Source organism: Algoriphagus sp. (assembly GCF_030694375.1).
In the GTDB taxonomy this organism is placed as follows: Bacteria; Bacteroidota; Bacteroidia; order Cytophagales; family Cyclobacteriaceae; genus Algoriphagus.
The window spans coordinates 394129-416972 of record NZ_JAUXYL010000038.1 but is presented as its reverse complement, the minus strand read 5'-3'; the positions used below and the strand labels follow the sequence as shown (position 1 = coordinate 416972).

General features: G+C 40.7%; 18 protein-coding genes. 2 read left to right on the top strand and 16 right to left on the bottom strand.

All coding sequences use genetic code 11. The features are described 5' to 3' along the window. Positions 1-9 precede the first annotated feature (9 nt). The 8 genes from Q8M62_RS13640 to Q8M62_RS13605 all read right to left on the bottom strand — a co-directional run bounded on the left by Q8M62_RS13640 (position 10) and on the right by Q8M62_RS13605 (position 9124). Positions 10-4386, bottom strand: coding sequence for a CusA/CzcA family heavy metal efflux RND transporter (locus Q8M62_RS13640; RefSeq protein WP_103923852.1), 4377 nt, complete (start codon positions 4384-4386; stop codon positions 10-12). Positions 4387-4534: 148 nt separating this feature from the next. After that, positions 4535-4933, bottom strand: coding sequence for a hypothetical protein (locus Q8M62_RS13635; protein ID WP_111390975.1), 399 nt, complete (start codon positions 4931-4933; stop codon positions 4535-4537). A 57-nt stretch (positions 4934-4990) separates the two neighbouring features. After that, positions 4991-5200 carry a GDCCVxC domain-containing (seleno)protein gene (locus tag Q8M62_RS13630; RefSeq protein WP_103923850.1) on the bottom strand — a complete coding sequence of 70 codons (210 nt, stop codon included), beginning with the start codon at positions 5198-5200 and terminating at the stop codon, positions 4991-4993. Continuing rightward, the gene (gene merTP / locus Q8M62_RS13625) at positions 5201-5800 is read right to left on the bottom strand and encodes a mercuric transport protein MerTP (RefSeq protein ID WP_077353374.1); all 600 of its coding nucleotides are present in this window, start codon (positions 5798-5800) and stop codon (positions 5201-5203) included. Then, complete coding sequence (locus tag Q8M62_RS13620) at positions 5797-6165, bottom strand: metalloregulator ArsR/SmtB family transcription factor (protein WP_200820543.1); 369 nt, start codon at positions 6163-6165, stop codon at positions 5797-5799. The genes merTP and Q8M62_RS13620 overlap by 4 nt, the downstream gene beginning before the upstream one ends. A gap of 98 nt (positions 6166-6263) precedes the next feature. Further along, complete coding sequence (locus tag Q8M62_RS13615; RefSeq protein ID WP_103923848.1) at positions 6264-7490, bottom strand: hypothetical protein; 1227 nt, start codon at positions 7488-7490, stop codon at positions 6264-6266. Next, on the bottom strand, positions 7487-7927 hold the full coding sequence (locus Q8M62_RS13610; protein ID WP_103923847.1) for a Rieske (2Fe-2S) protein: 441 nt from the start codon (positions 7925-7927) through the stop codon (positions 7487-7489). Before Q8M62_RS13610 ends, Q8M62_RS13615 begins: the two co-directional genes overlap by 4 nt. Before the next feature lie 12 nt (positions 7928-7939). Beyond that, complete coding sequence (locus Q8M62_RS13605; RefSeq protein WP_103923846.1) at positions 7940-9124, bottom strand: di-heme oxidoredictase family protein; 1185 nt, start codon at positions 9122-9124, stop codon at positions 7940-7942. 716 nt (positions 9125-9840) lie between these two features. Between Q8M62_RS13605 and Q8M62_RS13600 the strand changes: the two genes are divergently transcribed. Continuing rightward, the gene (locus tag Q8M62_RS13600; RefSeq protein WP_184496441.1) at positions 9841-10206 is read left to right on the top strand and encodes a hypothetical protein; all 366 of its coding nucleotides are present in this window, start codon (positions 9841-9843) and stop codon (positions 10204-10206) included. An 88-nt stretch (positions 10207-10294) separates the two neighbouring features. Here Q8M62_RS13600 and Q8M62_RS13595 read toward each other — a convergent pair whose 3' ends face one another. From Q8M62_RS13595 to Q8M62_RS13560, 8 genes are all read right to left on the bottom strand, one after another. Further along, positions 10295-11476: a pentapeptide repeat-containing protein gene (locus Q8M62_RS13595; RefSeq protein WP_103923843.1), complete on the bottom strand. Its 1182-nt coding sequence runs from the start codon at positions 11474-11476 to the stop codon at positions 10295-10297. Between the two features lie 135 nt (positions 11477-11611). Next, positions 11612-12127: a hypothetical protein gene (locus Q8M62_RS13590; RefSeq protein ID WP_305668181.1), complete on the bottom strand. Its 516-nt coding sequence runs from the start codon at positions 12125-12127 to the stop codon at positions 11612-11614. A 165-nt stretch (positions 12128-12292) separates the two neighbouring features. Next, positions 12293-14902: a DEAD/DEAH box helicase gene (locus tag Q8M62_RS13585; protein ID WP_103923841.1), complete on the bottom strand. Its 2610-nt coding sequence runs from the start codon at positions 14900-14902 to the stop codon at positions 12293-12295. Continuing rightward, positions 14902-15894, bottom strand: a complete 993-nt coding sequence (locus Q8M62_RS13580; protein WP_103923840.1) for a virulence RhuM family protein — start codon at positions 15892-15894, stop codon at positions 14902-14904. The genes Q8M62_RS13585 and Q8M62_RS13580 overlap by 1 nt, the downstream gene beginning before the upstream one ends. A gap of 2 nt (positions 15895-15896) precedes the next feature. Next, positions 15897-17498 (bottom strand): site-specific DNA-methyltransferase, encoded by a 1602-nt coding sequence (locus Q8M62_RS13575; protein ID WP_305668180.1) that lies wholly within the window; start codon positions 17496-17498, stop codon positions 15897-15899. A 21-nt stretch (positions 17499-17519) separates the two neighbouring features. Then, positions 17520-17717 (bottom strand): helix-turn-helix domain-containing protein, encoded by a 198-nt coding sequence (locus tag Q8M62_RS13570; RefSeq protein WP_305668179.1) that lies wholly within the window; start codon positions 17715-17717, stop codon positions 17520-17522. Positions 17718-17914: 197 nt separating this feature from the next. Continuing rightward, the gene (locus Q8M62_RS13565) at positions 17915-21667 is read right to left on the bottom strand and encodes a hypothetical protein (RefSeq protein WP_305668178.1); all 3753 of its coding nucleotides are present in this window, start codon (positions 21665-21667) and stop codon (positions 17915-17917) included. A 261-nt stretch (positions 21668-21928) separates the two neighbouring features. Beyond that, complete coding sequence (locus tag Q8M62_RS13560; RefSeq protein ID WP_305668177.1) at positions 21929-22150, bottom strand: hypothetical protein; 222 nt, start codon at positions 22148-22150, stop codon at positions 21929-21931. A gap of 339 nt (positions 22151-22489) precedes the next feature. Between Q8M62_RS13560 and Q8M62_RS13555 the strand changes: the two genes are divergently transcribed. Next, a complete protein-coding gene (locus tag Q8M62_RS13555) occupies positions 22490-22720 on the top strand; it encodes a hypothetical protein (protein WP_146914369.1) in 231 nt (76 codons plus the stop codon). Positions 22721-22844: the final 124 nt, after the last annotated feature.

The window sequence follows — 22844 nt, the reverse complement described above, 5'->3', positions numbered from 1 at the left end:
AATGTCTTTTTATTGAACGCCTGAAATGAACTCGATCTGGATAACAGTCTGATTGTACTGGTTGAGAATGTCCAGGTAATTAAACCGGACAGCCAATGCCCGGTTAAGTCCCTGAATGTATTCCACGTAGCCGATTTCCCCGCTTTCAAATCCTTTTTGAGCCTGTTTAAGAATTAGCTCTGCCTGAGGCAGTGCGTTTTGCTCATAATACTCAAGGCTGGTCTGAAATTTTTGGTACTGCTGAATGAGTGAGTTTAGCCTGCCTTGCAGTTGGTTTGTCACCGCTTGCAGCCGTGCTTCGCTTTCCTGCTTTTTCAATTCGGCCGCTTTGATGGCCGATGCTTGGGACTTCGCCCCAAAAATGGGGATGGCCATTCCCACTTGAAATCCGGTGAACCGGTCGCTGGAGGTAAAAGTGACGGGGTTACCATCCAAATCCTGATTAGGTCCATTGAGGGACTGGTTGAAATACCCTGCCGAAAGGTCGGGTAAGAACTTTGCCTTCTCCACCGATTTCTCTTTTTCGGCTACTTCCATTTGTTGGCGAAACCAGGCAAGTGTAGGATTGTTGGCAATTCCTTGCGTATCGAGAAGTACATTGCTCTCCCTTGCTTCCAGATAGCCCATGGCGATATCCCCAATACTATCCAGATTAAGCAAGGTTTGCAGCTGTGTCCTGTGGATTTCGATATCCGACTGGTTTTGCTGAAGCATGGCCTTGAGTTCTGCTACTTGGGACTCCGCAGTTGCTTTTTCAAGCAAATTGGTTTCCCCGGTTTGATAGCGGAGACTGGCCACTTGGACAAATCTCTCGTAAATTTCATCTTGCTCCTGCAGTAATTGTTGTTTGCTTTTTTCCAGCCACAACAAATACCAGGAAACCTTTACTTGCTGAACCAGTTCGTTTTGGGTAGCCGAATGCATCCATTCACTCGCTTCAATCCGTGCTTTGGCCAATTTCTTTTGATTGGCATAAACCGTGGGAAATTCCATGGATTGGGAGATGTTGAACTGATTGTCATTGTTGTAAATGCTGTTGTACTGTCCGTGAGTGAGGCTAAAATTGGTTTTAGCCATATTCCAGCTGGTCCCTTTCAGCTCCCTTTCCTGCTGGGTTTGCAAGTCTGCTGCTTTCAGGGTTGGATTGTTTTGGATCGCAACTTGAATGGCTTCATCCAATGACTGATAGCTGACCAGAGAATCCTGCGCCTTGGCTTTAGGCATCTGAACACAAAGCAAGCCGATAGCCAAAAGTGGAACAATTGCCCCTGGTTTCATCTTTATCCCTCTTTCAAAATAATAGTACAGGATAGGCAGCACAACCAATGTCAGAAAGGTAGCCGTGATCAAACCGCCAATCACTACAGTGGCCAGTGGACGCTGGACTTCTGCACCACCGGACTGGGACAGAGCCATCGGCAGAAAGCCCATGGAAGCCACGGCAGCCGTCATGATTACCGGTCGCAGACGTACACTCGTGCCTTTGTAAATCCGTTCGAAAATATCAGATACACCTTCTTTTTTCAGGTGATTGAATTCACCAATGAGGACAATGCCATTCAGCACTGCTACCCCAAATAAAGCAATGAAACCAACGCCTGCAGAAATACTGAATGGCATATCCCTGAGCCATAAAGCGAAGATTCCCCCAATGGCAGAAAGTGGGATGGCTGTGAAAATGAGGATGCCCTGCTTAATGGAACCGAAAGTGAAATAGAGTAACACAAATATCAATAGCAGGGCTAGAGGCACAGCTAAGGAGAGTCGTTCACGGGCTTCAACCAGGTTTTCAAACTGCCCACCGTAAGACACGGTGTAGCCGGGTGCAAATACGACCGTCTCTTCAATTTTCTGCTGAAGCTCTGTTACTATGCTTTCCACATCCCGGTTACGTACATTGAATGCTACAATGATCCGTCTGCGGGTGTCGTCTCGTTGGATTTGGTAAGGACCTTCCTGGATTTCCACTTCGGCCACCTGATAGAGCGGTATTTGGTGTCCATCCTTCCTAGCGATGTAAAGGTTCTGAACGGACTCTACATCCTCCCGATTGGTCTTATCCAATCGGACCACCAGGTCAAAGCGTCTTTCGTTTTCGTAAACCAGCCCTGCAGACGCTCCGGCAAAGGCAGCCTGGACCGAGCGGTTTACATCCCGGATGCTCAGGCCGTATTTGGCCAATTGATCCCGTTTGTAATTAATGACAATCTGCGGAACACCGGTTACCTCTTCTATATACAAATCTTGAGCACCTTCCACACCGGAAGCCAGCCGTCCTATCTGTTCGGCATATTCCGAAAGCTCATTGAGATCCTCTCCGTATATCTTAACCGCTACATCCTGCCGAACCCCAGTCATGAGTTCGTTAAAGCGCATCTGGATGGGTTGCTGAAATCCGAAAGTAACTCCCGGAATGACCTCCAGAGCTTCGGCCATTTTGTTGGCTAATTCTTCCCTGTTAGAGGCAGAGACCCATTCATCTTTGTTTTCCAGAATCACCATCATGTCAGCAGCTTCTACCGGCATGGGATCAGTTGGGATTTCTCCTGCACCAATTTTAGATACTACCTGCTTTACTTCCGGGAACTGTTCTAGTAGAATTTTTTCTGCCTGAGTCGTTGCCTGGATGGTGTTTTCAAGCGAGCTGCCAGTCATCACCCTCGTTTCTACAGCAAAGTCTCCTTCCTCTAGGGTTGGAATAAATTCCCCACCCATATTGGAAAAGACCCAAAAGGAAGCCAGAAACAAGCCCGCAGTCAGGATTAAGATCAGCGGCCTTTTGTGCATTGACCAACGGATAGCCGGATCGTACAATCTGTGGAAAAAAGCCATGAGCTTGTCCGAAATATTGGGCTTGTAATCAGTGTTCTTGCTCAGAACCAGTGCTGACATCATCGGCACATAGGTTAGCGAAAGGATAAATGCTCCCAGAATGGCAAAACTCACCGTCTGTGCCATAGGGCCAAACATTTTTCCCTCAATCCCCACTAAAGCAAGAATGGGGAGGTACACGATTAAAATGATGATTTCTCCGAATGCGGCGGAATTCCGGATTTTGCTGGCCGACTGGTACACTTCCTCGTCCATTTCATTCTGGGTCAGCTTTCTTCCCAGTTTCAACAAGCCCAAATGATGCAACGTGGCCTCTACAATGATGACCGCCCCATCCACGATCAACCCAAAATCAATAGCGCCCAAGCTCATCAGGTTACCCGACACGCCAAAGAAGTTCATCATTCCAAAAGCAAAAAGGAGCGCAAGGGGAATGACCGAGGCTACAATCAAACCTGCACGGAGATTTCCCAAGAGCAGCAACAAAACAAAGATCACGATCAAGGCACCTTCAGCCAGGTTTTTGCTCACCGTACCAATGGCAGTGTTTACCAATTTTGTTCGGTCCAGGAAGGGCTCGATGGTTACTCCCTCCGGCAATGTTTTTTGTATCTCAGCAATTCGACTCTTTACATTCTCAATTACTTCCGCGGAGTTTTCTCCCTTTAGCATCATCACAATGGCACTCACCACCTCACCCTCACCGTCTCGGGTAGTGGCTCCATACCGCACTGAATTACCAAGCTTTACCTCAGCCACATCCTTTATGAGAACCGGAATTCCATCCGGATTATTTTTGATGAGCATGTTTCGGATGTCGTCCATGTCGCTCACCAGGCCTTCACTTCGGATAAAATAGGCGCTGAGGTTTTTTTCAATGTAAGCCCCTCCGGTATTCTCGTTGTTTTCTTCCAGTGCCTGGAAAATATCGGCAATGGAAACGTTCATGGCCTTTAGTCTATCCGGGTCTATGGCGATTTCATATTGTTTAAGGTAACCGCCAAAGCTGCTCACATCCGCAACCCCTGGAGTACCGAGTAATTGCCTTCGGACAATCCAGTCCTGAATCGTACGAAGTTCACGGGCATCGTATTGATCTTCATAACCCTTCTCGGTTCCCACCACATATTGATAGATTTCTCCGAGTCCGGTAGTGATGGGAGCCATGCCCGGCTGACCTACACCCGGAGGGATTTGTGCTTGTACATCGGTCAGCCTTTCACTTACCTGCTGACGAGCCCAATACACATCCACATCTTCTTTAAACACGATGGTCACCACAGACAAACCAAAGCGGGAAAAGGAACGAATCTCCTCCAACTCCGGGATGGTTGCCATGGTAATTTCGATGGGGAATGTAATTAAACGTTCTACCTCCTCAGCTGCCAGAGATGGGGAGGAGGTGATGACCTGAACCTGATTGTTAGTAATATCCGGTACGGCATCAATGGGAAGTCTCGAAAGGGAGTAGCCTCCCCAAATGATCAAACCAAGCGTGAGCAGGCCTATGATCAGTTTGTTTTTGACTGAAAATTGAATGATTTTATCCAGCATTTTTTAGCATTTATGAATCTGATTTTTTGGATAGACAGGGCAGAAAAAGCCCTTGAATTTTGAGCTGGGGGAGTAAATTGAAAATGCAGGATCACCTCCATGCAACAGCTTGGAAGTAATAACTACTTCAATTTAAATGTCCGGAAAATCAGGCCTTGGGCGGCTGGAATGGGGATTCGGGGTGTTCAGAGCAGAGTGAGAAGCTGTAAAAACCTGTCTGAGTAAGTGTGAAAAAGGATTGGGTGGGTATTTCCACTTTTTCCATTAAAGGGGTAATAAAAATGGAGCCATGGGAACACTGATGCTGGTCATGGAAGGGTAAGTTCTTGTCATGCTCGTCATCATGGTGGTGGTCTTCTTCATTTTGACCGTCTCCATAATGGAAATCAAGAAATTCCAGAAATGAAGTTCCGTCGTGTTCAGACTGCTCCTCGTAGTGTTCAAAAAGTACTGGAAGCTTTGGCAATTCACAGCATAAATCCATAGTAGGCCCCAATGCCTGGATCAGGAACAGAAAACCTAACGATATGGAAAGAATGAATTTCATTTGCCTGCAAAGGAACACAATAATAGGACGCAAGGGTATTGCAAATCGAACAAGATTTTAGCAACAGCTACCGCCATTTTCCTGTATTGGCGGACATTTGACCGTTCCATAACTGCAATACACGCAACAATCTCCTTCTTTTGGTTTTAGCACCTTGTGGCAGTTTTCACATTCATAGAAATACTGACAGGCGTCAGTGGGCATGGTTTCTTCCTTCTGATGGCCACAATTAGGGCAGGTGATGGTTGATTCTAATATGATTTCCATTTATTTCTCTGTTTTATTGGTCACGGAATATCCCGTTGAGTTGATGGCTTGTTGTATTTCCTGAATACCTGTTTTTGTATTGTCAAATTCTACAACGGCATTGCCCAATTCATAAGAAGCAGCTACTCTTAGTATACCATCGAGCTTATTTACTTCGTGCTCGACATGAGTTGCACAGCCCTGACATGTCATTCCTTTGATTTCAAAATTTACGGTCTGTATATCGGACTTCTCTACGATGACCAGTTGCTTGTCGGCTTTGGGGTAGAAAATGTGAGCATAGAGCGGAAATGTTAACATCAGGGCTGCAAAAACCGTGATTATTGATAAGAACTTTTTTGTCTGCCAAAAGCTTGGTTTCTCATCATCTTCACATGCACATTCGATGTCTTCTGCTTTCCTGGCTTTAAGCTTCTGGTACCAGGCAAATCCCAACACAATCACGGTGATACTTACAAAAAAAGGCCGTGCTGGATCCAGCCAGGAGAAAGTGGACGCGATCCCGCTCGCACCGGCCACTAGAGCAAGCACCGGGGTGATACAGCAAAGGGAACTCACTAAAGCGGCTATAAGGCCGCTGGTTAAAAGGGATTTTTTCATAACGTAGCAATTGAATTTGGGAGGTTAAACAAATCGAGCACTGACGAAATGATTCGCTGACTTTGCGCTTCTACTGAATAAAAAATGGTTTGCCCCGATTTTTTAGTAGTCACGACTCCTGCATCCTTCAGCTTTTTCAAATGTTGGGAGACGGCCGGAACTGTCATACCCAAAATGTCTGATAAGTCGCACGGACAAAGTTCATTTTCCTGATTCAGGAGGTACAGGATTTTGAGGCGAACCGCATTACCGGCAAGATTCAGTACATCTGCCAGTTCTAAAAAACCTTCCCCCTTGCTTTTCAAGTCTTCCCTGCACCTATTGATCTGGTCGCTATCGGCAAAGACACGGATGCATGTATTCATAACTTTGTATTTAAGCATTTGCTTAACAAAGGTATGGAGTGGAACTTATTTAAGCAAAGCCTTAAATACTGAAATTACCCCTTTGGAATACAATGCAGTTAAAAGTAGCTTGATAACCCAAATTGCACTCCCCCGATTTTAGCCGGTGGATTTCCCAAGATATCCTGTTGTTGCATGTACCGGTAGTTAAGTCGGATGACGGTTTGTGATACCGGCCTGAAACTGATTGCCGGAACTACTGCCCACAAATCATCAGAAATATTTCCTCCGGTTTCCTCGAAACTTCCCACGTTCCAGTCCACATATTCCAGTCGGCAGGCCAGACTGAACACTGCTTTATCAAAACCTGCCAGTTTTCCTCTCAGGATAGGTTGTACAATGTCTACGAACCCTCCCTTTTGCCGTTCACCATATTGCTGACTATAAGTCTCCGGTACATCAACCAGTACCCAGGCCCATTCGCCAACCAAATAAGTCTTTGTTGCCGAAATGGTAGTATTGAAATCCACCGCTAATACGTCCAGGCGTCTTTTGGCATCCAAAACGAGACCATCTTCCTCAAATCGGTTATAAATCCCCCCCATGTAGGAAAGTCCTATTTCTCCCACCTTGTTGTTTCTGACTGCTATTTTGCCCGTAAACAAGGGTTGCCCATTACTGCTTTCCTCAAAGCGCAGGGCATTTTCTTTTGCTGCCGGGAGGAAAGTTTTGTTTTGATTATTGCTGATGATACTGTTGTCGAAGCCATTGGTCAGGTAAGCTTCATACCCAAAAGCCCAGGCCTTTGAATAATATTTACCATACAGACCAAATCCGACATTGCTCCAGGTGGCTGGCAGCATTTCTGTCATGGCAATTGGCCGATCCACAAATTCCCATTTTGGACCGTCATGATTTTGGTTGAATGCCCCGATGGGATTCATTACCACTCCACCTCGGAGGTTTAGTAGTGGATGAAAAGTTAAATCCAATGCAGCAAATTCGATGGATATTTGTTTTCCACCTTCCTCCAACTCAATCTCAGAGAGGAACTTGATTTTCCTGTGAATCGAAGAGGCGACAAAGAGCGTAAAGCGGGGGATACGAAAACTGTGGCCCTCAGTGATCCCATCTTGGCCCATGTATTGATAATCGGCCTCTACGTACCCGCCAATGGAAGCCGGTAAATTCCCTATCTGAAGAAAAGGACGGTTGTACACTGCATCCATGTTCATGGCTCTGGTATATGAAGTATCGACTGGTACTCTTTTTAACAGCGTACTGTCAATCTGGGCATTTGCAACCAAGGCAAACAAGAAGACTGGAAGGAATAAATATTTTTTCATTTCAAGTCGATCTTCAAGGTGTTTGCTTCAATCCGAACCGGAAAGGTTCGCAAGGGGTCGTCTGCCGGGCCGTTTTGCACCATACCGGTATTGGTGAATTCACTACCATGGGCCGGGCATTGGAGCCTGTCGCCAAAAACCTGAAGTTCTGTGCCTTGATGGGTGCACCGCATCCATAAGGCTTGGTATTCTGTTTCAGACAGCCGGAAAACCGCAATCGGATATTGAAGTGATTCGTGATGCGCTATCACACTTGGCCGGAAGCTGGATTGATCATCCTTCGAATTCACGAATGCATCCAGCGGAACAATCATATAATCCCCTTCAAGGCTAGCCTGAAAATACCTGGTGCCCGCACAGGATGTTAAGCCGGAAATTCCCGTCATGATGCCAAAGCACCCCCATCCACAGGTTTTGATAAACTCATTTCTATTCATGGATTTGGAAGATTATAAGGATTCAAGAAAACGGATCAAAGCAGTTCTATCTTCGGCAGATAGCGACTCAAACTTGGTACGGCTGCTATTTGCCTCACCTCCGTGCAGTAAAATTGCCTCCTCAATGCTGCTGGCCCGGCCATCGTGCATGAGAAAGTAGCTGCCTCCTTGGGAATTTGGAGAAAGACCCAAACCCCAAAGGGGAGGTGTCCGCCATTCGAAAGTTTCAGCAGAGCCTTCGGTTACACCGTCATCCAATCCCGGCCCCATATCATGCAACAACAGGTCTGTATAGGGAAAAAAGGTTTTATTGGACAAAGCTACAATATCAGAGGTTGGGGTGGTCCATTCTGGGGTGTGGCAATCCCCACATTGGATTTGGGAAAACAAAGTCTTACCCTGAATTATTTGTTGGTCATTTTGTGAGCGCTGGATAGGTGCTTTTAGTGTACGGAGGTAAAAAACCACATCCCTGACGGTCTGGTCGCTCACTTCCGGATCCACTTCCAATCCTGAAAAAGGGTCAACTGGTTCAAATGTAGAAGTGATGCCCATGTCCTGGTTGTACGCTGATACGGTCTGCTGGAGCAGATCGATGGTAGCTGCCTTTTTGCCAAAGCGCCCCATATAGCGCCCATTTGCATCTTGATGAAACCACTTAGGAACAAAATAAGCGGGAGGATTTACATAGTTGGGCACCCCGGAAATTCCGTCTCCATCAAGATCATAAGGGTCTGCATTAGTCAGGATCTGCTCATCTGTAAGGGCTGACAGCAAACCCAAGCCCGTGACGGCAGGTGGGGTTAGCTTCATAAATGGTGTTCCTTCCGGAAGTATTTCCGGTGTGTATCCTGGTATAGCTCTATTTTGGAGTTGAGGACCTCCGATAAGCAGGTTGGGAGGCGTATTTGGAGCCGTCTGACCAAAGCGTGTCAGTGTAGTAAACGGATGGCCTTTTCCATCACCAGCATGGCAACTACCACAGGAAGTAGCCACAAATGTAGGCCCCAGACCTGTTCCGGAGGAAAATACCTCATCATTGAAGGCAAAATCCCCGGCCAGAAATCGGGCTTGCTCGCTTGAGTTTAGCCCATCAATTGGGCCGTCTAGAATTTCATCCACTGCCGGTGGCTCGGGAATGATATTTTCACAGGCGAAGGCCAGACAGCCTAGTAGTATCAGAATCAGCTTCTTCACATTCTTATTATTAGAATGGTAAAAGTAATAAGTTAGACTGATCTAACATATATCTTTTATGATAAAAACTTTATTTTCTGAGTAGAATTTTTCCCAGGTTCTTGTGTGACAGTCAGTTGTTTTGATGGTGCGCAGTTATCTGTCCGATAACTTGACGGCTTTATTGGTTAATCGCTTGCACTTGGGGAGGAGGCTCATGCTACGGCTTCACAAAACGGCCTTCCCGAGTCCCAGGCTTGCCGGGACTCGGGAGAAGGGTAAGTGGAATGAAGCGGTAGCCGTGGGGAGTGAAAGCCCTTTCCTAGAGTGGAGAGAAAAGAGCTGTCATTTGGAAAATGGCACGAATGAATCGGAACGAAAGGAGTGGGCGAAACGGGGGGAATTGAGCTATCCTAGACTGCTTTTAAGCAATGTAAATTCTCTTCTTGGAAATAATTGTAGATTTAGCAATAGAATGATACGGTGGATTTCAGGCACAATTCTTGAAAAAATTCAAAAGCAAATGCCTCCCTTCACAGAGATTACCGAGTACTTTGAAACTTTTCTTCTTTTTTCAGAAATAGAAAAGAATTTAATCCAAAGTTGATTTCATCCTCGAAATCGTAAGCAAAAGGAAGAATAAGGAATTGCATTTTAAAAGATAAAGGGGTATTATTAATTTAATAATAGGTCAAAAACCACTAATCGAAATTACATTACTAAATAATATTCTCAAAATGGGCTATTTAATATCGTTTCTATGTACGCTTATATTTTCTTTTCTTTGGAGAAAAGTCAATCTAAAATATGATACCACTAAAAAATATATTGATGATGAATCAAAAACTCTTGCTGAGAACAATATATTCAATTCGAGAATACAACCACTAATTTTCTGGACAAAATGGCTTTTTGGAATATCAATTTTTGTTTTCTCAATCAGCCTTATAATAATGATTCAGGAAAAAATGAATCTTGAAGAAGATAATATTCTAAATAAAGGTCTTACATTTTTAGGGGTTCTAGGCGGGATTGGTCTAGGTATCGGACTAACGAAATACTTTCAAATGGAGGGGATTCAATTAAGAATGAAAGAAAAATGAAACTGATTTCCAAAAAGAGTTTCATTTCTTCAAGATTCCCAAATTAAATCCCAAATCCAATCTTAATTTTTCTTATTAATATAGCTCTCTATTTTAAAATCTTCCTTCCGATAACCACAAGAGTAAGTGAAATCCAAATATATCCAACTATATTTTCTATTGAAACAATTGTGTTCCCTAAGGAACCTTTTGTTAGATCAGGCTTAATATCAGCATAACCTAGACCAGTAAAAATTTGGACACTAAAATTAATTGAATCGCCAAAACTAGAAATATTCAAGAAATTTTCTTTCAAAAAAAGAAATGAAAAAGAAAAAGTTAAAACTATCAATGCAGCAGAAAAGAAAATAGCAGAAATAGAACTCCAATTTTTTGTTGAAAATGCCAGTAAAACATTTTTCATTCTGTGTAATTCCCGAGGAAAAATTCTAGGTTCACTTGAGATTTTTGAAAATTTACTAATTGTATTTTGAAACCATATAACATATTCGGATAATTCCTTATATGGTTCTTGCTCGCTATCTACTGACACATTACAGGCAGAAAATGAAGTATAGTTATTGTATTTACTAAAACTATTTTCTCCGAAAATTGAGATTTTCAATAAACCAAAATACGAGATCTCATTAATTTTTGCCCCTCCCCACATCTTAGATGAAAAATCTATAGCATTTACAAAAGCATTATTCAAATCAGCATTTGTGAAAGAGCCAGATTGATCTCCAAATCTAATGAAGCCAATTCTACAGTTTTTAAATGAGCAATCATTAAGATTACAGTTCAGAAACTCGACATTATAAAATTCAGAATTATCAAATATCCCACAAGAAAGTTGAGCATTCCGTATTATGCAATTTTGCAATCGAATCCATTTCAATGGTATACCTAATAAATCCATCCAACCTCCAGTACTGTAGGTATGAGGAATGTTGGTATACATAAATTGACTTATGGAAATTCCATCAATTAAAATTTGATTAAAATCGATTATAGTTTTTTCTATTTGATAATCTCCACTTCGAACTCTTTCAGAATTTTGAGCAGCTGTTTCTTTTTGAAGAATATTAATTTTTGATTTGATTATTTCTAGCGCCTTTATCCCGGGTTCAGTCTCCCATCTAATCTGCTTCTCGATTTTTTGGCCATATCCAGGAATTATTCTATCCAAAAGATCTCTTGCTTTCGAATGATCTGAGTACCAAACATCAACCAAAGAATCTCCTTGAAGGCCATTTTTCTTTAAAATTCTTTGAATTTGATTTCTATTCATATTGGTAAATTTTTAACTCCATCAATTTCCTTCAACGTACTATCCATCTCGGTAATGGCTTTGATAATTATTTAATAATGAATGATGTTTTTGAAATCGAGGCATCGGACTTTGGGCCTTAATTACCTTGAAAGGCTACCACTCAATTTCCATTGGATTCAATTCCCAGAAACCTCCTTGATAATAATGCCAAATGTTTTCAGGTCCACTTGGCAAGTAATAGATAATATAATCCTTCATTATCTCCGTTTTATAATATGAAACTTCATATTGAAATATTTTCTGAATCAACCCCTTTGAATAACTAAATACAAAAAGGAAAGAAGTGTCCATAAAATCGTTAACCACAACAATCTCAGAATCCCCATCACCCGAAAAGTCATACTCATAGATTGTTAAATGGGAAATATCATCCCCAATAGGTTGTTCAACGGATCTACCATTATATTCGATTACAATAGAACATGATCCACCAGAACAGGAAGATTTTATTGTTTCTCCAGAAGTTAGTTTCCCAGAGACATAAACATTTTTTTCAAAAGCTTCTAAAATCTGCTTCCTCGCGCCTTGAAACTGTACGTTTGAAAATCTTTCTTGGGCATGAGCTGAAAGACATGATAATGTCAGCCAAAAGAAAATGAGCTTTTTCATATTTATTTATAATTGCTTACTTATTTATTCATTCCTACTTTATACCAAATCGTTACCCGCCACATCAATCTCCTTCATCAACTTAACCGTCCGACCAATACTTAGAAAATTGCCGGTATTGGATTTTGTCCTCGAAGTCTAGGACTCGGCTTTTAGGGACTTTGCCTAGATATCCTTAATTATTTTCAGAAAGTCCTCAAGCTTGTAAGCCCCATCTACCGTACGTCTTTCATAGACCATAAAATACCGGAAATTATTTCCCGCTTTACTTGCCCAAAACGCGCCTAATCGGATTTTTTGTTCAGCATCCAAATGGTCTCCTTTTGTCTCCAATAGGACAGTCTTACCGCTTTTCGTTTGGATGATAAAATCAGGATAGTGGTTTATAAAGCCATTAATCCGGAAGCCTTTTCTGTCAATATTGCGTGACCAAAATGCGATATTGCTCATGTTTCCGATTTCATTGATTACCTGCTCTTCAAAACCATTCATCTTTCCTTCTTTCTCATACAGAGATTTGGTGATATCCTTGGCCGTATCCCCAGGCGATATGCTTTTGGGCAGTGAGTAGGATGATTTGATGAAGACCTTATCCGTATCCAAAAAGTCCTTGAATTTTTGTTCAGCGTAGGATTCAGAAAGCGCGGTAATTTTTTGCTTTATTTTATCCTTATAGGTGTATTCGTTGTTCGCGAAAGCAGAAAACTGCTCATCAGTAAAGTCCTCTAAGATCCGGTTGATATATTTCTCTATTTCCTTGTCAGCAATAGGATACATGTTCCCAATCAAATCCATGATCCTCCTTGTAAAATTCTTAATCCTACTCTCTTTTCTAGCTGGATCAAGTAGAAAGGTCATGACACTTTCTTTGACTATTCCATCCAAGCGAACAAAAGTTGGTGTATGTTCCTTTTTAGTCTCATCCAAATCTACCTTGTAAAGCTCTGAAGTGATGGTGTCAAAAGCGATGTTGGTATCTGCTTTACTCAAAGCAAAGCCTTCCAATAAGTTTTCCTTTTCTAATGGAAGCTCTTCTAAGCCTGAACTGAATAAATCGTTGGAAGGCACCTTGAGATAGAACTGAGGGAGGTTTACTTTCTCCACCTCATCTTTAAAAACCTCTTTTATCGTATATCTTTTCACCAATTTTTGGATTTCGTTGGGCAATACTGGAATACCACTGGATTCCATTTCAGAGACTGCTTTTTCAAAAGCTTCATTTTGTTCAATCGCCGTGTTTTCTATTTCAGATACCGATTCCACTTCTGGATAATCGTCAGAAACTGAAATTCTTGACACATCAATATCTGAAGTGATATCCTCATCTGATTCCGGCTGATTTTGAGTCACACCAAGAGATGGAATTAAGGTAAGCTGTTGTAAAGGATCTGCCGGTCTAGCAGGTTCCACGGCAGTGGAATCAGCCAACTTATAATCTTTATCACTAAATCCCGCCTTGTTCAGCCCCTTTACAATGTTGTCTAGTGTCTCTAAAAATCTGGAAGATGCGGTCAAAACATAACTCACATTAAGCAAGGGGAATTTGTGCTTCATTACATAGGGCTGTCTCAAAACTCGCCCCAAAATCTGCTCCACGTCCACCGCCGAACTCTTGTCTGCCAAAGAAGCCAAAATATAGGCAAAGGGACAGTCCCAGCCTTCTTTAAGTGCATTTACCGTAATGATGAATCGTACTTCACAGTCTCGACTCATCAAGTCGATATTCTTTAATTCATTTAGATTGGCCGTCTTGATTTTGATTTGCTCTTCTGGAATTTTCAACTCGATAAGCTTCTCTTTCAGTTTTTCGAAAGTTGTGTTATCATCAGCATTTCGCGGTTGGGCTTGAAAAAGCACAATCGGTCGAATGTATTTCCCTCCGTTTTTCTCTTCATCCAGTGCCTGTTTCTCAAGTCGCCTCTGAAGCTGCAGGGAAGAGTTGATCACTTCAGTCTTATCCTGATGATTATACACAATCACCGGAAGCTTCACCATATTCTCCTTCTTCAGATCCAGTGCATCTATGAAGCTAATGATGTTGCTGTTTTTGCGAGGTGTAGCAGTTAGGTCCAGGATAAAGCAAGGATTGATTTCCTTAAGCATATCCACACTCAGATCACTTTCTGCGTTGTGACTTTCATCTACCACAACCACCGGATTAAGGTATTTTATAACCGCCCCCAGCGTGATCTCATCATTCTTTTCCAGGAAGCTCTCAAAAGATTGGAGGTTTCCATTTTCCTGAAAAACCTTTCTGTCTTCTTTGTTTTTGGCCTTTAAACTATCGAAGCTAAACACCATTATGTTCAATTGCTCCTTCACCGAGGTTGCATTGAATCCGCTACCCTGAAGCAGGGTTGATTTATCAAAAACCTCAACTTTGTTTCCAAAGTGAGAATTGATTTTTTGTCTATAGGGGTGAGATGGATCTTTAAGATTTTTGATGGTCTGTTCCAAAATGGTAATGGAGGGAACCAGCCACACCACAGCTTTTGGCTTGTCATAGTTAAATGCATCAAAAATAGTCTTGATGGCATTGCAGGCAATAAAAGTCTTCCCTCCTGCGGTGGGTACTTTCAGACAAATATGAGGTACCCGAGGCACATTGTTTTTGTAAGGTTCAATGGCTGTTCCAGGAAAAGGCATCAATGGCGTTTTTGGATGAGCTGACCAAAAATTATGAAATGCCAAGGCGGTGTCCTTGGTTTCTTGCACGCTCTCCAAGAATAGAGACAAATCATTGATGACTTCTTGTTGATAGGGCTTCAGTTCCATTACTTCTTCTTCAATTTTTTCACTTCTTTGTCAAAGTCAGAGATGATTTTTTGCGTTTTGTTAAACTCATCATATTCCTTTACCGCTTTTTTGTCTGCCTGAAGTTTAGAAATCCGGCCTTTTCCGGAAAGGACTCTATATTCATTAAAAGTCAAAAACTTGTTGACGCTTTCCGCCAAGCCTTCCATGGTAAAGGTATTCTCTCGCTCAATCAGCCCTTCGATGTAATCGAAATATCCTGTCACGGTTCTTTCCAATTGTTGGATCTCTTTTTCCTGAAGGTAATTCTTGGCGATGATCACATCCGACTTTAACACTCGGCCATCGGGGCTATTTTTCCAAGTGGTCAGGCCCATGTTTTCTTTTTTGGCGTCAGCTGAGAGATGAATAATTTCAGCGGCCGTCTTACCCGTGATGGCAAAATGAAATTTATTCTGAACCATCGCATAAAAATTCTTGGTGATCTCCGACTTAGGATCATAATCGATGCTGCATTCTGCAAAAATGTCTGTCACCTGCTGGTATATCCTCCGCTCACTTGCACGGATAGAACGAACCCTTCGGAGCAACTCCTTAAAATAGTCCTTACCAAAAGCGGTAGTTCCTTGCTTTAATCGCTCATCATCCAACACAAACCCTTTGATGATAAATTCTTTTAAGGTTTGGGTCGCCCAAATCCTGAACTGAGTTGCTTTGGATGAATTGACGCGGTACCCGACTGAAATAATAGCGTCCAGGTTATAAAAATTAGTTTTGTAGTTTTTCCCGTCCGAAGCAGTTGTTTCCAAAATGGAAATAACTGAATTTTCCTGAAGCTCACCCTCTTCAAAAATATTGGTCAGGTGCTTACTAATTGCTGGCACATTGACTCCAAAAAGCTCACTCATTGCCTTTTGTGTCAACCAAACACTTTCATCCTGAAGGTAAACCTGCACTCGCACCTCCCCAGAAGGAGCGGTATAGAGCAGGAAATTATTTTGTTGTTCACTCATGGTCAGAATCTCGTAATATCTCTAGGTATCTTCTTAAAAATGATATGGTGCTTCACCATAAACTCTTTAGTGAGCAGACAATTATCGGCGTAGACCACATATTGCTCAGCTTTGGTCTTGACGCTTGCCAGGAAGCTATGATCCAGTGTAGTAATGGCCTCTGATTCGTAGTAGAAATAGTAGGAGGTATCGTTATGCTTCCCAAGAAAATGGGCATTGTCCTCATGCTTCTCACCCTTCAAGGGAGTTTTGGTTTCAGTGTACCATACATAGTTTCGGATTTTCGGCAGCCCAACAGATTCATTGAGATTTCCATTCTCATCAAATAGTGACTGGCCTAATTCGTAGAAATCAAAACTTCCTTCTGTTCCTTCTACCGCTTTTTTGTCTTCGCCGTAGCCACTAATTACCCGCTTCACCCGCTCTGCGGTAATCGTCTCGGCATATTCTTCCATTTCTATGCAGATAAACTTACGATTACCTCCATCTTGTTTGTTGAGATTGAGTACAGCATGTGCTGTGGTGCCTGAGCCTGCGAAAGAGTCGAGGATAATCGAATTTTTTGAAGTCCCAATCGTTAATAGATGACTTATTAAATCTTTGGGTTTAGGTGTTACAAAAGAAGCCTTTCCATTAAAAATAGATTTTATTTCTTTTTTAGCTCCTTCATTTGTCGAACCTGTCTCAGCAAAAATTATTGATTCAGGGGTTAATCCTCTTTCTTTCGCATTTAAATAAGTCTTAACTCGTGGTACGTTATTCCCATGTTCTCCGAACCAAATCTCATTTTTGCTTATTTTTTCTTGCATAACATCCACTGTAAACAACCAACAGCGACCACTAGGAGGCGAATGCTTTTTACCGTTTGGTGCTAGCAATTCATAAAATTGACTTTTTGTCGCGTGTCCAGCCTGTGCGGTTGCGGGATCAGATTTCCAAGGCCCGTTTTTATCGTTATCTGGATTTTTATATCTATCTAAAGCTTCTTGTGTCATAGAGAGTTGGTTAATACTTTGACTATGATCACTGTTGTTCTTAGAATAGCATAAAATATATTCATGCCGGGACGATATCACTTTTCTATTTTCACGATTTGTTCTTTTCTCCCAGATGAAATTTGTGACAAATGCGTTTCGGCCAAATATTTCGTCAAGTAATATTTTCAAGTTAAATAATTCATTGTCATCAATTGAAATAAAAATTACACCTGAATCCTTGAGCAATTTTGAAAGCAATTGGAGACGCGGGTATATCATACATAGCCATTTATCATGCCTTCCTAAGTCTTCGCTTTCCTTTCCAACTACCTGCCCAATCCATTTAGCTAATTTGGGATGACTGACGTTATCATTGTAAATCCAACTCTCTTCTCCTGTGTTATATGGGGGATCAATGTAAATACAGTCTATCCTACCTTCATACTCAGGCAGCAGTGCTTTGAGGGCTTCCAGGTTGTCCCCATGGATTATCTTATTCCCGCTTTGCGTTTCGGTGCTGGTCTGTGTTCCGTTATCAAATCCATAGCTATGCTCTAGTACCTTAAAAGGTACGTCCATGTGGTGATTGATTACTTTTTCCTTTCCTATCCAGTGTAGTGTAGGCATTGGTTTTAATTAAAGCTGGGTTTAAAAATTTTGGCTAGACTTGATGAGTTCCTTCGGGTCCACTCCCAATATTCTGGCAATCTCAAATAGAACCTCCAATCGTGGTTGGTGCCGATTTTGGACATAGCCATTGACCATATTGTAGCTTTTGCCGAGTTGCTCGGCAAGCCAAGTTTGGGTAATCCCTTTTTCCTCAAGCACTTCTTTGATCCGGTTCATTCCTGAAATTCGTCAGAGACTAAAAATAGAGAATTCTCGGGATTATCTCGTTTTTTGAGATAGAAAGAGAACTAAAAAACTTTCAAATATCTAGTAGGCACAATTCTCTCACGAAACAACTTACAAAGGGCAAGAACAAGAACGTTTTTAAAGGGTGAAAAAAGGAATTGCCCATTACTTCAAAAGAGAACTAACCACTACCAATCTGGAGTTGAAAATTTCCTTTCTCTTTCATATTCAGCGTATCTATATTCTGCTTCGATCCTTTTCTTCAAAAAACCTTTAATTGGAATCATTGCTAAAGTAGGATCAGACTTATTAACCAAATCCAAAATATTCCCCCATCGCTTGGCATTAAGCTCGCCAAAATTAACGTCCCCCATGACAACCCCGACATTCCCGACCCAATCAATTGATTTAAATATCTCCAAATCAGAATTGATTGATAGAAAATCTAAAAATGCGATTTCAAACTTGTCTTTAAAACAACTCCTAATTGTTTGAAAATAGACTTGGATTTTCTTCGAATTCTTACTGTTCCTTCGAATTTCATTTTGGACAAAGTCATATGCCTTCTCGATTGATTCTTGATTCAAATCCTTAAACAGAATAGAATGTGCGTGATAACTATAACCGAAGTACCGGTCATTTTCAACCAAAAAATCGCTCACCTCAGTAATCAAATTTTCAACTCCTTCATATTTCCAGACAAACCCAAAGCAAATATCCTTTCCACCTCTCCCATTTCTTTCAATCTCTTCTAACTGACGGACAAAATCCATAAGAAATCCGGGATAGGATTTAAAAATTACCTCAATCCCCTTACCCTTATAGTCAAATATTTGTGAATGGTTTATTCGAAACTGTTGAAAATAAGACTTACTTATCAAACCATAATCCGACTCAAATAAATCTAGGTTTTTTTCAAAAACATCATCTTCAAAGGCAATTACTAGACCTAATTCATCATTCTTCTTAGATATTTTCAACAAAGCTGTTTTTGAAAAATCCTTATCAATCAAATTGAATCGAGAAAAGTCCTCGACATACAAATAGATATATCTATCGATACTATCAATCAATTGAAGCAAACAATCACAATAAAACTTATCAAGAAAATCAGTTGGAAGATGTCTAAAAAAACTAATCTTCCAAAAATTACTATCCTCATTTTCCCATTGCTCAAGCTCAGTCCAAATCTTCAGACACCAACCAGGCGAGCTCCTAACAATCACACCTATTGCTCTATGCGGAAACTGAAGCCCTTTAGGGAATTCTTCTAAAATTCTCCGAAATATTTGAAACCCCAATTCATTATTTTTCTTAAAATTCTCTTCAATAATAATGTTTATTGATTGTCCAGCGGGAAAGTAATCCCTCTCCTTAACAGTTTGAATATTTTCTATGGCAGTAAAAAGTTTAGGGAATTCAGACTCATCATCAAACAAGAAATAATTCTTAAATTCCTCAGATTTTAGAGCCTCGTATTCTTCCCAGTTATCGAACTCAAATTCTTCTTTGTCCCGAAGTTTATTCCAATCTAACTTTCGATAGGCCAAATAATCCTCTGTTAGGAATTTTTCTTTTAGTTCCCTATACGATCTGTTGATAATCCTTTCCTCCCTATCAAAGCGATATATCATCTCTTGCACACAATGCGCATATTTGAAAGTCTTTGGCGAAAAGTTTTCAGAAAAAAACGGAACTAACAAACCTAAATCAAAGTCTAAGACTTCTGGGTTTAATTCGTGATAACTAGGTCGAAAATTCGCTATAACCTCATAAACTTCTTTAGGATAATTTTCAAAGCATCCGAAGAGCTTTTCCCAAATTGAAGCTCTCAATTCCTTAGTCACACTATACAACGGAAGCGGGTATTCATAAAATGAAATTGAGTGATTTCTTCCTCCTTCGGATACTTGAAAAGACTGTTGCAAAAAGAATTTTGAAAGTTCAAAAAACGCCGCCAAATAATGGGGATTCCCACTATGAGCATTATCTATAAGAATTTGAATAAAGTCAACCTGACGTTTAAAACCATACTTTTCGTCACTATGTGCGAAATTTAAGGTTTCTTTAATGCGCCGAATATATTCTGGAAGATGCTGAGGCTTCTTTCTAATATATTCAAAACCTAAAAGAACAGCGGTATCAAACCAGCTGGTAATATGACGGAAGAATCTCGAAATAAAATCTAATGTCTTCTCTTTTTCAAAAACAAAATCATTAATCTCATATTTGGTCCTATAAACCGAAGAATCAGGTTCTGGTAATTCTGTGATTTTAGTGTGAAAATAAGTCAATGTATCTTCTGGTAAATAAAACCAAAACAAGTCGAGAAAATCGAGAGCTGCATCTTCATCTCCTGATTTTTGCTGAAGATAATTATTTAAATCTTGATGTATTTTTTTGAAAACATTCTCATAACCAAATGAATTATTCGCCGGAATGATTGAATCCTTGAATCTGGATTTCATAAGAGGAAAAAAATTATTTATCAGGATATCAAATGATAAAATCTGATCCTTAATAAAAACCTTATAAAAAAAATAGGTTGCCATTACTTGTTCTGAAATGCGAACCCGATTGAACTGAACCTCAATTAACTCTCGTTTATGCAATTCTTCAATCGCCTCATTGAAATCGTAGTAATCAATATCGAAAAGCCTGGATAATGACTCTAAAAGACTCCTATCATTCCGGCTAATTGAAAAGAAAAAAGAAATTATCCCTAAAACCTTCAAAACATTTTTATCATTAAACAGGTCAAAATCAGACATGAAAGTTCCGAAGTATAAGTCAAATAAATCCGAAACATCGCCGATCAAAAAATCCTCTTGTTTCTTATTTGCAAGTCTAGAGGCCATTACAGCCAAGCGGACATTACCATCGCTAATTGTGACTATCCTCTTTTGGTATTCAGGATTAAGAATTTTAAATGAGTCACTTGAAATAATCTGAACAATCTCTTCATCAGAAAATTTCTTTAAATCAATCACCTCCTTTTCAATATAAGAGGTCAAATTTTTAATGTCATCGAGTGCATAATTTCTAACTGTGATAAGGATTTTTATTTTTCCTTTCCTTTCTTCTTTAAATACTCCCAAAATTTGAATTAAATTCGAAAGCTGTCTATTTGCATCATCAATAAGTAAAATATAATCCCTATCAACTTGGAGCTGAATTCTTAAATCCTCAAAAATGTCAACTCCTTTTTTAGCAATCGCAAAAGACAAATAGGAAGGATTAAGCTCTATGAACTCCTGAATTACTTTTATTCCAATTTTGGTTTTCCCAATTCCCGGAGCTCCTGATATTATTAGTAAATCAGTTCTCTCCAAAAACCCAAGCTGCTCTTGAAGTTCCTTATCTCGATGAAGGAACTCATTATCCAAAGGAGTAGACAATTGATGAGCCTTGTTATTATATTCAGAAATAAACTTATCAAATGGTAAAATTTGACCCGTTTCAATCGGAATACCCAAAAAATCTCTAGACAATAGAAGATATTTTGATTGAATTTCAATAGATAAAGTGTCTATCCCTATGAGATCAACCCTCTTCCCTAATTGTTGAGCATAATCTTGGATTTCTGCTTCTTCCTCCATAGTCAATCGAGAATTGAAGCAGACGATAATTTGATCTAATTTTTCAGCTGCGACTCCTGTTTTTTCCGCATCTAGGCATTTATCGATATCTCCCTTGATTTTTAAAACTTTCGATTCTGCTTGCGTTGTGTACTCAATGCAGGCTAGTTTATTATCATCAAGTCTCACAAAACTATCAGGTGTACCTATTTTTGTTTTTTGCTTACCGAGCTGGCTTCCAGTTCTATTGAAACTTCGGACTCCTTCCTCCCTCATCATTAAATATGCGTCGCAAAGGTTTTGAAATCCTGCAGGGTCTATTGCAATTAATTTTTGCTCGATGAGTTGAAGTCTTCCTGTCATATTCAAATTATTCAAGATTATCTCAAGTTCCTAAACCCTAACAATCTATGCGATTAGTGGATCTGATGGAATAAAATAAGGGACAAAACTGGAAAACCCCGCTGATTTGAAGTTAAGTTCTTGCCAGTTAATCCAAATTAAGGATTTGGTTGGTACAAACCAGCGGTGGGGTTGAATTTTGGAACTCCTCTTTAGAACTACAATATCAAAGTGAGTTTCTCACAGGTAGATTAATTCAAAAAAAGCCCTTTCGGGCTTTTCTCAAGATTCTTCCGAATCCGGTTCTTTAACGGAAACGTAAACCGTGTGGGTTTTTCCGTACTGATCAGGTTCTTTTAGCTTGGCGACATTGAACTTGACGAAGGTTTCTCCTTCATACTCGAAGGTGTGGTTTTGAAGCTCAGTCATATTCAGGCTCACTTCCACAATGTTTCTATTTTCGACTTGCTTTCCTTTTCCGATGTACTTTTTTGAGAATGCCATAGTATTTTGGTTTTAGTTAAAATTTATGCAGGTCATTTAGGATGGCCGGGAAAGTGAGGAAAAATTAGAATTTAAAAAACGGGAGGCAGTCCGTAGGAAACCCTGTTTTTAGGAAATTCTGCTAAAAGCCTCAATTTTTTGAAACTGACAGGCCATCCGACCTTTGTGCATACAATTGGATAAAACCTGAATAGGGCTTGTAAATACTTCGGGAAAAGGCAAGATGAAAAGACCGAACTGGCCAAACTCAATTAAGGGTAATCTCCTCAGCAAGTGGCACAGAAACTTCTCCAGGAGGCATAGCTTCAAATTCAAATTGTCGATAAACTCCCCTACTCCATGCTCTTTGAGCAAACAGCCATCAGTAAGAAACAGAAGGAGACCATCAAATCCTATCTGGAAAAATTGAAAAATCAAGACCCGATCAATCCGGATTGGTCTTTCGAGATCCATTCTTTCCCGGATCACCTGATCGCTTCGGGTCACTTACAGATGTTCAAAACAATTGGACCGCACCACACACTGGCCAGAAAACTGATCACTAATTGCCGCGGAGAATACCGCAGTTAGACCCCGGCTGAGGCAGATCCAGTTTGCTAACTATTGAATCATAACCTATGGTCTGGAGCATCTTAGAGAAAAGAGCATACCACCCCAAGGAGTAATTTCCTTTCTGTAAATTCAATTTTTAAAG

Coding starts and splice junctions, on each gene's coding strand:
- Q8M62_RS13570 (WP_305668179.1), bottom strand. CDS start 17,717: ATGAACCGGATCAAAGAAGTGCTTGAGGAAAAAGGGATTACCCAAACT.
- Q8M62_RS13640 (WP_103923852.1), bottom strand. CDS start 4,386: ATGCTGGATAAAATCATTCAATTTTCAGTCAAAAACAAACTGATCATA.
- Q8M62_RS13620 (WP_200820543.1), bottom strand. CDS start 6,165: ATGAATACATGCATCCGTGTCTTTGCCGATAGCGACCAGATCAATAGG.
- Q8M62_RS13590 (WP_305668181.1), bottom strand. CDS start 12,127: ATGAAAAAGCTCATTTTCTTTTGGCTGACATTATCATGTCTTTCAGCT.
- Q8M62_RS13575 (WP_305668180.1), bottom strand. CDS start 17,498: ATGCCTACACTACACTGGATAGGAAAGGAAAAAGTAATCAATCACCAC.
- Q8M62_RS13595 (WP_103923843.1), bottom strand. CDS start 11,476: ATGAATAGAAATCAAATTCAAAGAATTTTAAAGAAAAATGGCCTTCAA.
- merTP (WP_077353374.1), bottom strand. CDS start 5,800: ATGAAAAAATCCCTTTTAACCAGCGGCCTTATAGCCGCTTTAGTGAGT.
- Q8M62_RS13600 (WP_184496441.1), top strand. CDS start 9,841: ATGGGCTATTTAATATCGTTTCTATGTACGCTTATATTTTCTTTTCTT.
- Q8M62_RS13560 (WP_305668177.1), bottom strand. CDS start 22,150: ATGGCATTCTCAAAAAAGTACATCGGAAAAGGAAAGCAAGTCGAAAAT.
- Q8M62_RS13630 (WP_103923850.1), bottom strand. CDS start 5,200: ATGGAAATCATATTAGAATCAACCATCACCTGCCCTAATTGTGGCCAT.
- Q8M62_RS13555 (WP_146914369.1), top strand. CDS start 22,490: ATGCTCTTTGAGCAAACAGCCATCAGTAAGAAACAGAAGGAGACCATC.
- Q8M62_RS13635 (WP_111390975.1), bottom strand. CDS start 4,933: ATGAAATTCATTCTTTCCATATCGTTAGGTTTTCTGTTCCTGATCCAG.
- Q8M62_RS13565 (WP_305668178.1), bottom strand. CDS start 21,667: ATGACAGGAAGACTTCAACTCATCGAGCAAAAATTAATTGCAATAGAC.
- Q8M62_RS13585 (WP_103923841.1), bottom strand. CDS start 14,902: ATGGAACTGAAGCCCTATCAACAAGAAGTCATCAATGATTTGTCTCTA.
- Q8M62_RS13615 (WP_103923848.1), bottom strand. CDS start 7,490: ATGAAAAAATATTTATTCCTTCCAGTCTTCTTGTTTGCCTTGGTTGCA.
- Q8M62_RS13610 (WP_103923847.1), bottom strand. CDS start 7,927: ATGAATAGAAATGAGTTTATCAAAACCTGTGGATGGGGGTGCTTTGGC.
- Q8M62_RS13580 (WP_103923840.1), bottom strand. CDS start 15,894: ATGAGTGAACAACAAAATAATTTCCTGCTCTATACCGCTCCTTCTGGG.